Source organism: Bradyrhizobium sp. SZCCHNRI3052 (genome assembly GCF_032484895.1).
Taxonomy (GTDB): Bacteria; Pseudomonadota; Alphaproteobacteria; order Rhizobiales; family Xanthobacteraceae; genus Bradyrhizobium.
Genome location: NZ_JAUETW010000002.1, coordinates 587,090 through 601,411, shown reverse-complemented (window position 1 = coordinate 601,411; position 14,322 = coordinate 587,090). Strand labels below are relative to the sequence as shown.

At 66.4% G+C, this 14,322-nt stretch carries 16 protein-coding genes; 9 read left to right on the top strand and 7 right to left on the bottom strand.

All coding sequences use genetic code 11. The features are described from left to right. Positions 1-269 precede the first annotated feature (269 nt). A complete protein-coding gene (locus QW887_RS07940; RefSeq protein ID WP_315750299.1) occupies positions 270-704 on the top strand; it encodes a DUF2267 domain-containing protein in 435 nt (144 codons plus the stop codon). A gap of 67 nt (positions 705-771) precedes the next feature. Here the strand turns inward: QW887_RS07940 and QW887_RS07935 are convergent, their stop codons facing one another. The 6 genes from QW887_RS07935 to QW887_RS07910 all read right to left on the bottom strand — a co-directional run bounded on the left by QW887_RS07935 (position 772) and on the right by QW887_RS07910 (position 6,340). Beyond that, a complete protein-coding gene (locus QW887_RS07935) occupies positions 772-2,685 on the bottom strand; it encodes a nitric oxide reductase activation protein NorD (RefSeq protein WP_315717758.1) in 1,914 nt (637 codons plus the stop codon). A gap of 3 nt (positions 2,686-2,688) precedes the next feature. After that, on the bottom strand, positions 2,689-3,498 hold the full coding sequence (locus QW887_RS07930) for a CbbQ/NirQ/NorQ/GpvN family protein (RefSeq protein WP_316167627.1): 810 nt from the start codon (positions 3,496-3,498) through the stop codon (positions 2,689-2,691). 59 nt (positions 3,499-3,557) lie between these two features. Then, a complete protein-coding gene (locus QW887_RS07925; RefSeq protein WP_316167625.1) occupies positions 3,558-4,904 on the bottom strand; it encodes a cbb3-type cytochrome c oxidase subunit I in 1,347 nt (448 codons plus the stop codon). A 36-nt stretch (positions 4,905-4,940) separates the two neighbouring features. Then, positions 4,941-5,393, bottom strand: coding sequence for a cytochrome c (locus QW887_RS07920; protein WP_315717761.1), 453 nt, complete (start codon positions 5,391-5,393; stop codon positions 4,941-4,943). Positions 5,394-5,494: 101 nt separating this feature from the next. After that, positions 5,495-5,758, bottom strand: a complete 264-nt coding sequence (locus QW887_RS07915) for a cytochrome C oxidase subunit IV family protein (RefSeq protein ID WP_315717762.1) — start codon at positions 5,756-5,758, stop codon at positions 5,495-5,497. Between the two features lie 3 nt (positions 5,759-5,761). Continuing rightward, positions 5,762-6,340: a cytochrome c oxidase subunit 3 family protein gene (locus QW887_RS07910; protein WP_315750296.1), complete on the bottom strand. Its 579-nt coding sequence runs from the start codon at positions 6,338-6,340 to the stop codon at positions 5,762-5,764. Between the two features lie 116 nt (positions 6,341-6,456). On the opposite strand from QW887_RS07910, the gene QW887_RS07905 reads away from it, so the two are divergent. Both QW887_RS07905 and QW887_RS07900 read left to right on the top strand, forming a co-directional pair. Further along, on the top strand, positions 6,457-6,612 hold the full coding sequence (locus tag QW887_RS07905) for a hypothetical protein (RefSeq protein ID WP_315717764.1): 156 nt from the start codon (positions 6,457-6,459) through the stop codon (positions 6,610-6,612). A 53-nt stretch (positions 6,613-6,665) separates the two neighbouring features. After that, positions 6,666-6,854: a hypothetical protein gene (locus QW887_RS07900; RefSeq protein ID WP_172112235.1), complete on the top strand. Its 189-nt coding sequence runs from the start codon at positions 6,666-6,668 to the stop codon at positions 6,852-6,854. Positions 6,855-6,860: 6 nt separating this feature from the next. On the opposite strand, the gene QW887_RS07895 is transcribed toward QW887_RS07900, so the two are convergent. Next, positions 6,861-7,106 (bottom strand): hypothetical protein, encoded by a 246-nt coding sequence (locus tag QW887_RS07895; protein ID WP_315717765.1) that lies wholly within the window; start codon positions 7,104-7,106, stop codon positions 6,861-6,863. 298 nt (positions 7,107-7,404) lie between these two features. Here QW887_RS07895 and QW887_RS07890 point away from each other — a divergent pair, with 298 nt between their 5' ends. From QW887_RS07890 to QW887_RS07865, 6 genes are all read left to right on the top strand, one after another. Beyond that, positions 7,405-8,823 carry a M20 family metallopeptidase gene (locus QW887_RS07890; protein ID WP_315827071.1) on the top strand — a complete coding sequence of 473 codons (1,419 nt, stop codon included), beginning with the start codon at positions 7,405-7,407 and terminating at the stop codon, positions 8,821-8,823. Between the two features lie 23 nt (positions 8,824-8,846). Further along, the gene (locus QW887_RS07885; RefSeq protein ID WP_315827072.1) at positions 8,847-10,412 is read left to right on the top strand and encodes an amidase family protein; all 1,566 of its coding nucleotides are present in this window, start codon (positions 8,847-8,849) and stop codon (positions 10,410-10,412) included. Between the two features lie 259 nt (positions 10,413-10,671). Beyond that, complete coding sequence (gene modA, locus QW887_RS07880; RefSeq protein WP_315827073.1) at positions 10,672-11,439, top strand: molybdate ABC transporter substrate-binding protein; 768 nt, start codon at positions 10,672-10,674, stop codon at positions 11,437-11,439. A 26-nt stretch (positions 11,440-11,465) separates the two neighbouring features. Next, entirely contained in the window at positions 11,466-12,155 is a 690-nt protein-coding gene (gene modB, locus QW887_RS07875) for a molybdate ABC transporter permease subunit (protein ID WP_316171718.1), read from the top strand. After that, positions 12,152-13,246 (top strand): molybdenum ABC transporter ATP-binding protein, encoded by a 1,095-nt coding sequence (gene modC, locus QW887_RS07870; RefSeq protein ID WP_316171717.1) that lies wholly within the window; start codon positions 12,152-12,154, stop codon positions 13,244-13,246. Before modB ends, modC begins: the two co-directional genes overlap by 4 nt. 206 nt (positions 13,247-13,452) lie before the next feature. After that, entirely contained in the window at positions 13,453-14,316 is an 864-nt protein-coding gene (locus QW887_RS07865; RefSeq protein WP_315827076.1) for a xanthine dehydrogenase, read from the top strand. Positions 14,317-14,322: the final 6 nt, after the last annotated feature.

Here is a 14,322-nt window from a genome sequence, read left to right as displayed (position 1 = left end):
ACGGGACCACGACGATCCCCGTAAGATGACGGATGGGCTTGCCGACCGCCGGTGCCGCTGCGGTAGCAAGGGATCGTAAACGACTGCGCCGGACGTTGACCCGCCATTTACCTCACGGTCCAACCACGACATCGTGATTTGATGCAGGTCAACATGCCCGGCCCGAACGCACCACCTACTGACAAGGCGTTCAAGCGAATCAGGCCTTGCCGTTACCTCGTTCGGCGTCCCTCGAACGGTCCTGTGCACTTGTCATCATGGAGAACCACATGAGCGAGACCGGCGTGACCGCCCTGGATCACACCGTCCAGGAAACCAACATCTGGCTGAAGGCCATCGAGCAACGCCTCGCGCTGGCGAGCCGGCAGCAGGCCTACAATGCACTGCGTGCCGTGCTGCATGTGCTGCGCGACCGTATGCCGATGGCCGTCGCCGTGAATTTCGGCGCCCAGTTGCCGATGCTCATTCGCGGGATCTACTACGAGGGCTGGCACCACGCGGCAACCCCGACCAAGGACCGCCATCTCGAATATTTCGTCGATGACATCTTCCGCCAACTGCCGCCGCAATTCCCGGTCGATCCGCTCACGGCTGCGCGCGGCATCTTCGAAATTCTCTGGGAGAAGCTCGATCCCGGCGAGTTCGACAAGCTGATGGGCCACCTGCCGGTGCCGCTGCGCAATCTGCGCGAGCCGGCGACCTGAGGGCCGGACCCCTTCGATCAGCTGGCCGGTATCGGTCGTCGGTACGGCGGCAGTGCGCCTCTCGCCTTCAATGCGCGAGCTGCCGGTACAGCGCCGGCAGCGCGGCGGGCAGTCGCCTGATGTTGCCGACGATGGCGTAGCCGCCGCGGCCGAACAGGGTGGGAAAATACGACTGCGCCGACGCATCGATGGTCACGCCGAACACCGCGACGCCGCCGCGCCGCGCTTCCTGCACCGCCTTGCGCGTGTCCTCGATCGCGAACCGTCCCTCATAGTGATCGACGTCGTTCGGCTTGCCGTCGGTCAGCACCAGCAGCAGGCGCTTGCGCTCGGATCGCTCGGCGAGCTGGCTGGCGGCATGACGCACCGCCGTGCCGATACGCGTATAGTAGCCGGGCCTGAGCGCGCCGATGCGGCGCTCGACCCGCCCGCTCATCGGCTCGTCGAATGCCTTCACGGTCTCCAGGCGGACCCATGAGTTGCGCCGCGAGGTGAAGGTGAGAATGCTGTGGCTGTCGCCGCAGGCCGACAGCCCATGCGCCAGCACCAGCAGCGCCTCCTTCTCGACGTCGAGAACGCGCACGCCGTCGATCCACGCATCGGTCGATAGGGACACGTCGACCAGGAGAGTCACCGCGAGATCATGCGCGAGCGGGCGCATCGCCAGATGCACGCGATCAAGTCCGCCATGGCCGGCATTGAGATCGCTGCGCGCGCGCACCAGCGCGTCGATGTCGAGGTCGTGGCCGTCGGCCTGCGCGCGCATCACCTCATGACGCGGCCGCAAGGTCTCGAACCTGCGCCGCACGCTGCGGATGCGCCGGCGCATCGCATCGTCCGGAGACCACGCCTCGCCCGCCTCGGCGGCATCGCCGGTCACGACGCGGCAATGGTCCGGCAGATAGGCCCCGCTGCGATAATTCCACTCGGGATACAGCCGACCGCTGTCGAGCCGGGCCGTGTCCACCGCCTCGGGCGGCAGGTCGAGATCGAACTTCAGCTTGCTCGCCGGACGCCCCTTGCGCCTGGCGATCGCGAGCTCATCGAGATCGTCGGCAGCCTTGCGGGCGTCGTCATCGTCGGTATCGTCGGAAGGGCGATCGACATTGACCATCTCCGCCATCGCCAGGATCTTCTCGAAGCGGTTGAGAATGAATGGATCGCGCTTGGCCGTGTCGTCGCGCTCGCGCCGCGCGAAGCGTTTGCGGGTGTCGGGTGCACCCTCCTGCTCTGCGGGCGTCTGCGTCTCGTCGTCCTCGCGCGCCGCGGCAACGGCATCGCGGCTCCAGCAATCGCCCCACAGCGGACACGGCAGCATCGGCCGATAGCCGGGCGGGGCGGCCTCCGGCAACGCGCCGCCAGCGATGACCGCATTCCACAGCGCGCCCTTGGGCGGCGCGCCGGCGCCGAGCAGGGCCATGACGATGTGCTCGACCTGCTGCTCGAGCCGAGGCAGCGGCCGCCGCGGACGCGCCACAGCCAGCGCTTCGGCGAGTTGCGCATGCGGACGCGCCAGTCCAGGGAAGCGCGCCAGCACCAGCGAGGTCGTCTCACAGGCCCGGCGCAGCGCCAGCAGATCATGCCGCAGCGGATCGCGCTCCGCGATCGGCTCGACCGCCATGGTCGCGAACCACGCCGCGAGCCAGTGATAGAGCTGCGTATTGAGCGCGCGACCCGGCAGCAGCGCGATGGTCTCCGGCAGGAACACGGTGGCGCCATCGCGCCCGGCCTGATCGAGGCATTCGTCGCCGAGGCCAATGCGCTGGCGCCAGCCGAGCCGATGGCCCGATTTGCGCGCCTTGGCTCCGGCGACCTGCACGCCGCTCTCGCCGCCCAGCGCGCGGAACATCACGGCGATGCGGCCGCTGATCTCGTTCAGGGCGACGGCCTGATCCGGATGGACCGGATAGCTCGAGGTCGTGCCGACCAGGCGATGCCAGGCGCGGCCGACGGTCTCCTCCAGTTCGAGGAAGTCGAGCATGGCTCACCCGATCACGGCATGCGCGACCTCGCGCAACGCGGCCTTGACGTCGGCGTCGTCGGTGAGCGGCTCGATCATCGCGGCGAGCACGGCGTCCGCGATGGATGCTCCGGCAGCGACGAGCGTCGCGCAATAGACCAGGAGCCGCGTCGAGACGCCCTCCTCCAAGTCATGGCCTTGCAGCGCTCGCAGCCGATGCGCGAGCGCCACCAGCGGCCGAACGCGCTCCGGCGCCAGCCCGCTCTCGGCGGCAACCACCGCGATCTCCTGCTCGGCGGGCAGGAAGCCGAATTCGATGGCGATGAAGCGCTGCCGTGTCGATGGCTTCAGCGCCTTGTGCAGCGACTGATAACCCGGATTGTAGGACACCACCAGCATGAAGCCGTCGGGCGCGAGCAGCTCCTCGCCGGTGCGCTCCAGCGGAAGAATGCGGCGGTCGTCGGTGAGAGGATGCAGCACGACGGTCACATCCTTCCGCGCCTCGACGACCTCGTCGAGATAGCAGATGCCGCCCTCGCGCACCGCGCGGGTCAGCGGGCCGTCGGTCCACACGGTGTCACCGCCCTTGAGCAGATATCGCCCGGTGAGGTCGGCGGCGGTGAGGTCGTCGTGACAGGCGACCGTGTGCAGCGGCAGGCCCAGTCGCGCCGCCATGTGCGCGACGAAGCGGGTCTTGCCGCAGCCGGTCGGCCCCTTCAGCAGCACCGGTAAGCGATGTCGGAACGCATGCTCGAACAGCGCGCATTCATTGCCGGTCGGCGTGTACGAGGGGAACGACAGGACGGTATCGATCGCGTGCAGCACGAGCTTCATGATCACTCTCCGAATCGGGGGATGCAGGCGGCGGCATCGGAGCCGCCGCCTGCGGGGTTTTACTCCGCCGGCTGCAGGGCGCCGGGGATGATCGCCTGCTTGGCGCGGCCGGGCACCAGCACGGCCCAGACGAACATCAGCGCCGCGATCGCCACGAACACACCGGAGCCGAGCCGAACCCAGTAGAACATCGCGAGCTGGTCCTGCACGTCCATGTAGCTCTGGCCGAGCACGCGCTGCAGATGCACCTGGATGATGCCGGCGAAGGTCAGCGCAAAGGTCATCGTCATCATCGCCGTGCACATGATCCAGAAGCTCGCCATCGAGAGCCACTGATTATACGGCGCACGCTGGCGCAGCTGCGGCACCGCATAGGCCATGACCGCGAGGTTGAGCATCACATAGGCGCCGAAGAAGGCGAGATGGCCGTGCGCGGCGGTCACCTGGGTGCCGTGGGTGTAGTAGTTCACGCTGGACAGCGTGTGCAGGAAGCCCCACACGCCGGCGCCGAGGAACGCCATGACGGAGCAGCCGACCGACCACAGCAGCGCGGCGCGATTCGGATGCTTGCGTCCCGCCTTGAGCGTCATCTGCACCGTGAAGATCACCATGGTGAAGAACGGCGCGACCTCGAGCGTTGAGAACAGCGAGCCGATCCACTGCCAATAGCCGGGCGCGCCGATCCAGTAGAAATGATGGCCGGTGCCGAGGATGCCGGAGAACAGCGCCAGGCCAATGATGACGTAGAGCCACTTCTCCACCACCTCGCGGTCGATGCCGTTGAGCTTGATCATCAGGAAGGCCAGGATCGAGGCCATGATCAGCTCCCAGACGCCCTCCACCCAGAGATGGACGATGTACCACCAGTACATCTTGTCGACGGCGAGATTGGCTGGGTTGTAGAAGGCGAACAAAAAGAAGATCGCGACGCCCCACAGACCGAACAGCAGGATGTTGGTCACCGTCGTCTTGCGACCCTTCAGGGCGGTCATCGTGACGTTGAACAGGAACATCAGGCAGACGACGACGATGCCGACCTTGATGATGAAGGGCTGCTCGAGGAACTCACGGCCCTCATGGTAGTGGAAGAGATAGCCGACGACGGCCGTGCCGGCCGCGCCGAAGAACATCCAGAACTGGATCTTAGCGAGCAGCGGGCTGTAGAGCTCGGTCTCGGTCTCCTCGGGCAGCAGGAAGTAGGTGGCGCCCATGAAGCCGATCAGCGACCACACGATCAGCGCGTTGGTGTGGATCATGCGGACGATGTTGAAGGGAAGCAGGACCGACAGCGTGTTCGGCAGCACGTAGATGGTGCCGGCGAGCAGGCCGAAGATGACCTGGGCGAGGAAGAGCGTCAGCGCGCCGTAGAAATACAGCATCGCGACCTTCTGGGTCTCATATCTCATCGCGGATCTCTCTCATGACGGGGACGGGATGCCGGCTCAGCCGGCCTTGTTCGGCGGCCAGTCCTGGCGCTTGATCGTGTCGGTCCATTGCAGGAAGTCGGCGAGGTCGTTGAGCTCCTGGTCGGACAGATTGAACTGCGGCATCTGCCTGCGGCCGGGCGCACCGGAGGGTTGCGACTGCATCCAGGATTTCAGCATCTCGCGCGCGGCGGCCGGGTCCTGCCTGCCGCCCCAGCGGTCCCAGACATTGCCGACCTCTGGCGCGAAATAGGCGCCCTCGCCGAGCAGGGTATGGCAGTTGATGCAGGAGTTTCTCTCCCAGACGTGCTTGCCGCGAGCGACTCCGTCGGACAGCGTCGACGCATTGGTCGAGGTCGTGACCATGTAGTAGTGGCTGTGCGCTGTGAGCCCGAGGAAGATCGCAAAGAAGAAGGCCGAACCGCCGTAGAAGACGTTCCGTGCGGCCGACTTGGTCAGGCGTTCCGCCATGACACGTCCTTTCCGTTTTGGTGAAGGTCGATGGTGAAGGCAATCTACCGGCACTGCCGGGAGTCTCTTTGTCGCGGCGCAAGCAGCACGGCGATGGCCCGTCAGACCAGCGCGCGGAGCGCCACCGCCAGCCCGGCGAGCGCAACCAGGCCTAGGAGCCACGATGCGAGCAGGCCGCGCCACAGCGCGGGCGCATGGCGCAGGCCGAGAAAATCCAGCACGATCACCCTGCCCTTTGCCAATGCGAGCGCGAGCACGAGGGCATCGGCGAGCCAGCGATTCGGCAGCAGCAGCGAGGCCGCGAGCGTGGCAACGGCGAAGCTCAGCAATTGAAGCCAGGCGAGCGTGAGGCGATCGCGGACCATGACTCATCCCACCAGATAGAGGATCGGGAACATCACGATCCAGACCAGATCGACCATGTGCCAGAACGCCGTCCCGGTCTCGACGCTGGTGGGCGCGGCATGACGACCGACGATTCCGAGGATGACCATCCCGAGTACGACGTGAAGCAGATGGAAGCCCGTGAGCAGAAAATAGAGCGTGAAGAACGGCGACGTCTCCAGGCCTGCGCCGGCGGCAATCTCCCTGCCATACTCGGTCAGCTTGACGGCAATGAAGGCCGTGCCGAGCAGGATCGCCAGCATGATCCAACGCCGTGCTGTGGCCGGCGATCCGCCTCTCGCCGCCGCCGCCCCGCGCGCCGCAGCCCACCCGCTCGTCACAAGCACGATCGTGTTCAATGCGGCGAGAGGTCCGTCCAGCATGGCCTGCCCGGCTGCGAACACGACTGGATTGACTGCGCGCGCCACGACGAAGGCGCCGAGCAGCAGGCCGAAAGCGACAAGCTCGCTGAGGATCAGGACCCACATCATGGGGTCGCCCGGCAACCCGTCGAGCACGCCCCAGCGCTCCGTTGGTTCCGGTTCGTATGTGAGTGCCGACACCGCCACCTCCGATCAGATGTCGGCAAAGCTAATCGGGGCGGCAGACATGCTCTTTGTCGGCGCACAAACAGCACGGCGCCTGGATGCGCTACGGGATCGACATCAGGAGCATGTCCATGACCGAAGCGCAGCTCGGCCTCGTCACCGCTACCCCGATCATCATCGTGTTTGCAGCGGCGCTGCGGCGCATGGGCGTGCTGTCGACCACGGGGACCGTGTCCGCGATCGCGCTCTCCGTTGCGATTGCGGTTGTCCTGTTCACCACGCAATAACCTGGCCTGGAACCTTTGCCGTCCTCGGGCGTCAGATCGTCCGGAGGTGCCGCATGGACGACAACCGGTTCGCAGAGCTGCTCGGCAACGCCGCCATCGGCGTCTGGGGCGACATGCCGCGCGACATCCAGGAAGCGCTGTTCGAGACGGCGATGCGCGGTCACGACGATCTGAGGCACGAACTCGCCAAGCTGCTTCACGACCGGCATCCGCGGACACAGCATCCGCCGCATCCGGCTTGAGCGGTCTCAGTCGCGATGATCATCAGCCCCGAACTGTGATGGCTCGTCGTAGCCCTTGCGGCTGCTGTAGAACAACAGCACCATCAGCCCGATCCCCACGATGAGCGAAAACACCACGCCGAGCGTGAGCGCGATCCAGCCCTCGGTCGGCATCGGATCGCCGGGCAAGGTCATGCCCTGATAGGCGAAGACGACGGCGGCCGCGAGAATCAGCAGCAATGCGACGATGATGGTGATGGGTCCTGCACGCATGGCGGTCGCACTCCTGACACGAGAACAGGACGCGACCACGATCGTTCCTGGACGGGTGCGGTAACGGCGCACGGCGGCAGTTCCGAAATTTGAGGACGGCGTCCCCATCCTTCTCGCTGCGCCGCCGAAAGCATCGCGCTGCATCCAATCGCGGCATCATCTGCTCAAGGATGACGCGCGCTCCACCGCGCCTTGCCGCGCGCCGCATGGCTGCTCTCGCGGCGGATCGCTAGGCGTCGGGGAACTTAGCTGATAACCATACCGGCCCCCTATCGGCAGCAGAGGACAAGGACCGGAGATGGACAACCGCAGCGAGATCTGGCGCGGCGTCGACGCGATCAAGACCCGTTTCATCGAGCTCAGCGACCGGGTGTGGAGCATGCCCGAGGTCTGCTACACCGAGGCCCGCTCGTCCGCCGAACACCTCGCCGAGTTGAAGCACCAGGGTTTTCGGATCATCGAAAAGGTCGCGGGCATCCCGACCGCGCTGATGGGCGAATGGGGCGAAGGCGGTCCGGTCATCGCGTTCATGGGCGAATACGACGCCCTGCCCGGCCTCAGCCAGGAGGCCGGCGTCGCCGAGCATCGTCCGATCGAGACCGGCGGCCATGGCCATGGCTGCGGCCACAATCTCCTGGGCTCGGCGGCGCTGCTCGCGGCAACCGCCGTGAAGGACTGGCTCGCCGCCAACAAGGTTCCGGGACGCGTGCGCTACTACGGCTGCCCTGCCGAGGAAGGCGGCGCCGCAAAGGCCTTCATGGTGCGCTCAGGCGCGTTCGAGGATGCCGACATCGCAATCACCTGGCATCCGTCGAGCTTCTGGGAAGTGGTGATGACGCCCTCTCTCGCCAACACGCGCGCCGACTTCATCTTCACCGGACGCACCTCGCATGCGGCCGCCTCGCCGCATCTCGGCCGCAGCGCGCTCGACGCGGTGGAGCTGATGAATGTCGGCGTCAACTACATGCGCGAGCACATGCCGAGCGACGCCCGCGTGCATTACGCGCTGCTCGACACCGGCGGCATTGCGCCCAACGTCGTGCAGGCGCATGCGCGCGTCCGCTACTCGATCCGCGCGCGCGACCTGCCCGGCATGAACGAGCTGGTCGGGCGCGTACACAAGATCGCGCAAGGTGCCGCGATGATGACCGAGACCAAGGTCGAGATGAAGATCATCTCGGCGGTCTCCAACATCCTGCCCAACACGCCGCTCGAAGAGGCGCTGCACGGGATCATGGAGGAGCTGGGGCCGCCGCATTTCGACGCGAGCGACAAGGATTTTGCCGGTCAGATCCAGGCGACCCTGACCGACAAGGACATCGAATCCGTCTACTACAGCATCGGCATGGATCCGACCGACAAGCCGCTGGCCGACTTCCTGGTGCCGCTGAACGCCAAGCGCAATCCGCAGATCGGCTCGACCGATGTCGGCGACGTCAGCTGGGTGGTGCCAACGGTGCAGGTGCACGCGCCGACGGTGGCGATCGGCACGCCGTTCCACACCTGGCAGGTCGTTGCGCAAGGCAAGACGCCGGCCGCGCACAAGGCGATGGTGCAGGCCGCCAAGGCGATGGCCGGTCTCGGCATCAAGGCGCTCAATGAGCCGGCGCTGATCGCAGCCGCCAAGGCCGACCTGAAGAAGCGGACGCTGCGCACGCCCTATGTCAGCCCGCTGCCCGCCGAGGTCGAGCCGCCGCTGACCATGTCGGTCGTTTGAGAGATACACTGGGGGGAAACACAATGGCGAAAACAGCGACAAGGAAGAAGCCGGAGGCAAAGACCGCCAAGCCGGCTCCGAAGCGCGTGGCCACGCGCGCCACGGCCAACAGGAAGCCCGCAAAGGCGAAGCCGCAGGCCAGACCACAGGCGAGGGCCGCCGCGCCGAAGCCGCGGCTGCCGAGAGGACCGGTCTGGCAGTGGTCGGCGCTCGACACCGCCGCTGCGATCCGCTCGGGCGCGGTCTCCTCGGTCGAGGTGACCGAGGCGCACATCGCGCGCATGCATGAGGTCAATCCGAAGCTGAATGCGGTCGTCGTCGATCTGTCCGAAGAAGCATTGAAAGCTGCGCGCGCCGCGGACAAGGCGCGCAACAAGGACGGCCTGCTGCATGGCGTGCCCGTCACCATCAAGGAGAACGTCGACTACCAGGGACGGCCAAACCCCAACGGCGTTCAGGCGCAGATGGGAATCATCGCGCCGTCGGACGCGCCCGTCGTGCGCAACCTCAAGAACGCGGGCGCGATCGTGCTCGGCCTCACCAACACGCCGGAATTCTCATTCCGCGGCTTCACCGACAACCCGCTGCACGGACTGACCTTGAACCCGTGGGATCCCGAGATCACCTGCGGCGGCTCGTCGGGCGGCGCTGGAGCTGCGGTCGCCGCCGGTATCGGCACCATCGCGCATGGCAACGACATCGGCGGCTCGCTGCGCTGGCCGGCGCATTGCAACGGCGTTGTCACGATCAAGCCGACGCAGGGGCGCATCCCGGCCTACAACGAAAGCGCCGCGGCCGAGCGGCCGATGCTGGCGCATCTGATGTCGTCGCAGGGCCCGCTGGCGCGTAGCGTCGCCGACGTCAGGCTGGCGCTGGAGGTGATGAGCCGGCGCGATCCGCGCGATCCCTGGTGGGTGCCGGCCCCGCTCGAGGGCGAGAAGCCCAAGCGGCCGATCAAGGTCGCGCTCGCCAAGATCCCCGATGACATGGACGTCGATCCTTCGGTGCAGGCCGCGCTGCGGCAGGCCGCCGATCATCTGGAACGCTCCGGCTACCGGGTCAGCGAGGTCGAGGTCCCCGACATCTCCGGCGTCTGGCAGACCTGGTGCGACGTCATCACCACCGAGGTGGTCGTGATGCAGGAGGCCAAGATGCTGGCCGTCACCTCGGAAGACTTCCACAAGGCGTGGGGCGGGATGCGGGCCAAGGCCGAGATCCTCGACCTCGCGGGCTGGATGAACGCGACGGCGCAGCGCTCCACCCATATCCGCGCCTGGCAGCTGTTCTTCGAGGATTATCCGGTGGTGCTGGCGCCGACGACGGTCAAGCCGACGCCGGGCCCGCGCGAGGACACGGTAAGCCCGGAGCGCGTGCGCGAAATCTTCTTCAACGAGATCCGCTTCATCTCGGCCATCAACGTGCTCGGGCTGCCCGGCGCGGTGGTGCCGGTGGCGGTTCACAATGGCCAGCCGATCGGCGTGCAGCTGATCGCCGGCCGCTATCGCGAGGATCTCGCGCTCGATGCCGCCGCGGCGATCGAGAAGCGTGCGGGCATGCTGGTGCGGCAGCTCTGGGAGCGGATGGCTTAGTCTCGCGCCGGCCCGAGAACCCCGGCTCTCGGGCCGTCATGTTTCCAACATCGCTTCAGCCTCGATTGTCGAAAGTCGTACACTGACGCCCATCGCGTTTGCCCGAGGGGCCCCTCGGGTTGACGGGACGTCGCCGACCTGTCTATTTTGATGTATACGAATGAATATAGCACGGCATCGGTACGGGCGCTGCGCCGGAACGGGACTTGCAATTCACCGAAGCGAACCCGTCTCTGCGATATGAACGAGGACAATTGTGATGAGATCGATGCGCTTCGTCGCCGCTGCCCTGTGCGCGGCTGCCGCTCTCCTGACTGGCGCAAATGCGTTCGCCGGGAGCGCCAACATCGCCGTGGCCGCCAACTTCACCGAGCCGGCCAAGGAGATCGCCGGTCTGTTCAAGGCCAAGACGGGACACGAATTGGTGCTGAGCTTCGGCGCGTCCGGACAGTTCTACACCCAGATCAAGGAGAACGCGCCGTTCGCGATCCTGCTCTCCGCCGACGACGAACGGCCGAAGAAGCTGGTCGACGAGGGCCTCGGCGTCGCCGGGAGCCGTTTCACCTACGCGATCGGCAAGCTCGTTCTGTGGAGCAAGGACCCGAACGCGGTGAGAGGCGAGGAAACGCTGAAGGCGAACGCGTTCAACAAGCTGTCGATCGCCAATCCCGCCGCCGCGCCCTATGGCGCGGCTGCAGTGGAGACGCTGAAGGCGCTCAATCTCTATGAGACGATCAAGCCCAAGATCGTGCAGGGCAACACGATCTCGCAGGCGTTCCAGTTCGTCGATACCGGCAATGCCGAGGTCGGCTTCGTCGCACTGTCGCAGCTGATGCCGAATGCGGGCGGCTCGCGCTGGCTGGTGCCGCAGAACCTCTACAGCGAGATCCGTCAGGATGCCGTGCTGCTGAAGGCATCCGCCGGCAACGAGGCGGCGACCGCGTTCCTGACCTTCCTCAAGACTCCGGAAGCCCGTGCGGTCATCGAGAAGTTCGGCTATGCTCTGGACCCGAAGTCCGGCAGCTGAGCGCTCACGTCGATGAACTTCCAAGGATGAACTTGCACGTCTCGGCCGATATCTGGCAACCGGTCAGTCTGACCCTCGAATTGGCAGCGATCACGACCGTCATTCTGATGATCGTGGGAACACCGATCGCATGGTGGCTGGCGCGGTCGCAGGCGTGGTGGAAGGAGGCGGTCGCAGCCCTGGTGGCGATTCCGCTCGTGCTGCCGCCGACCGTGCTCGGCTTCTATCTGCTGGTCGCGCTCGGCCCGAGCGGTCCGGGCGGGGCGCTGGCGTCCTTGTGGGGTGCACGCACCCTCGCCTTCACTTTCCCAGGCCTCGTGATCGGCTCGGTGCTGTTCTCGATGCCGTTCGTGGTGCAGCCGATCCGCAACGCCTTCGAGGCCATGGGCGAGAAGCCCCTGGAAGCAGCCGCCACGCTGCGGGCCACGCCCTGGCGCGCGTTCTGGACGATCGCCGTGCCGCTGGCGAGCCCCGGCTTCCTCACCGGCGCGATCCTCGGCTTTGCCCACACCGTCGGCGAGTTCGGCGTCGTGCTGATGATCGGCGGCAACATTCCCGGCAGGACAAAGGTGCTGTCGGTCGCGATCTACGACTACGTCGAGACCTCGCAATGGACCGAAGCCTCCGTGCTGGCGCTCGGCATGGTCGTGTTCTCGTTCGGCGTCATTCTGACGATGATGCTGATCGAGAAGAAGATGACGCGACGCGCGTCATGAGCACCGTCAAGGTCGATTTCCGCGGTACGCTCGGGCGCTTCGAGCTGAACGCGCGGTTCGAGGTGCCGGCGCGCGGCGTCACCGCGATCTTCGGCCCGTCCGGCTGCGGCAAGACCGCCGTCATGCGCAGCATCGCCGGCCTCAACCGCCTGGACGGACGATGCTCCGTCGCCGGCGACGTCTGGCAGGACGAGAAGACCTTCCGCCCGGTGCACCGGCGCCCGATCGGCTACGTCTTTCAGGAAGCCAATCTGTTCCCGCACCTCTCCGTCCGCCGCAACCTGATGTACGGGCATCCCGGCCCGTCCGGCCCCACCGCCATCGGCTTCGATGAGGTCGTGTCGCTGCTCGGCATTGCCAAGCTGCTGGAGCGCTCGCCGCGCCATCTGTCCGGCGGCGAGCGGCAGCGCGTGGCGATCGGCCGCGCGCTGCTCAGCCAGCCGAAGCTGCTGCTGATGGACGAGCCGCTGTCGGCGCTCGACCAGATCACCAAGGACGAGATCCTGCCCTATCTGGAGCGGCTGCATGCCGCGCTCGACCTGCCGATCCTCTACATCAGCCACGATATCGCGGAGGTCGAGCGGCTCGCCGATCAGCTGGTGCTGATGCGCAATGGCAGCGTCCTGGCTTCAGGTCCGCTGTCCGTGCTCCAAGCCGACCTGACACTGCCGCTCGCGCTCTCCCGCGATGCAGCGGTCAGTCTCGACGCCACCGTTCTGAAGCACGACGCCGTCGACGGCATGGTGACGCTTGCGGTGCCGGGCGGGCATTTCGTGCTGCCGGCCGAGCCGCTTGCGTCGGGAACACGCCGCCGCCTGCGCGTGCTGGCCGATGACGTCAGCCTCGCCTTGGAAACGCCGAGCCGCAGCACCATCGTCAACGTGCTACGCGCGAAGATCCTGGAAATCCGCAGCCAATCGGACCACCGCGTCACCGCCCTGCTCGGCCTCGGCGAGGACGGCCAGGGTGCACGATTGCTGTCGCGGGTCACCCAACGCTCGTGGAACGAGCTCGGCCTGCAGGCAGGGCTTGCCGTCTACGCCCAGGTCAAGGGCGTCGCGCTGGTGCGCCGCGAAGAGCCCATCGCCTGATCGGCACGCGCCGACCTGCCCCGCACCATCACAACATGTTGTATAAGCGACAATATAGCATCCGATGTTATATCCTAAACAATACAGCTTTGCATCAGACAAACCGAGGCTGCCTGCTTTTCCTCAATGCAATGAACATGTTGATCGGCGCGCAACGATCTGGCCCGCGGCTTGCTCATTCGATCTCGCAACACGAGGTCATCAGCATGAAAGCCGCCGCCGTCACTTGGCATCCGAACGCGCCCAAGCCGCTCGCGCTGGTGCTGGGCACCAACGAGATCGCCTCCGCGATCGCGGCCAAGCTCAACCATGAGCGCTTCGCGCTCGTCCTCTGTCACGACGCCTTTCCGCCGGTGATCCGACGCGGCATGGCCTTCCACGACGTCCTGTATGGCGAGGCCTGCGACATCGACGGCGTGGTCGGCTGCCGGGCCGAGGGCATCGCGGACGTCGTGCGCATTCATCGCGAGCCCAGCCAGGTCGCCGTCACCGGGATGCATCTCACCGACATCATCGCGTTCCGCTATCCCGCGGTCATCGTCGACGCACGGATGCAGAAGCATCTGGCCACGCCGGATCTGCGCGGCGTTGCCGGCATCGCCGTCGGCATCGGACCGCGCTTTGCGGTCGGGCACAATTGCGACATCGCGATCGAGACGCATCCTTGCGACACCGGCGCGATCGTGGCGCACGGCACCACGCGCGACGCGGACGGCAAGGCGCGTGCGCTCGGCGGCGCCGGCCGCGAGCGCTTCGTCTATTCCAATCAGGACGCCGTCTGGCATACGCCGCTCGACATCGGCACCCGCGTCTACAAGGGACTGCAGCTCGGCTCGCTCGGCGGCACACCTGTGCTGGCGCCGCTCGATGGCGCACTGCGCGGCATCGCCCGCGACGGATTGCGCGTGCCGGCCAACGTCAAGCTGCTGGAGATCGATCCGCGCGGCCGCCACGCGGCATGGACCGGCATGGACGACCGCGGGCGATCGATCGCCGCGAGCGTCGTCTCGGCGGTCCACGCGATCGTGCAAACCGGTCGGAAGGCGGGCCGCGTCTCCGCCAACGTGTGAGGAGGA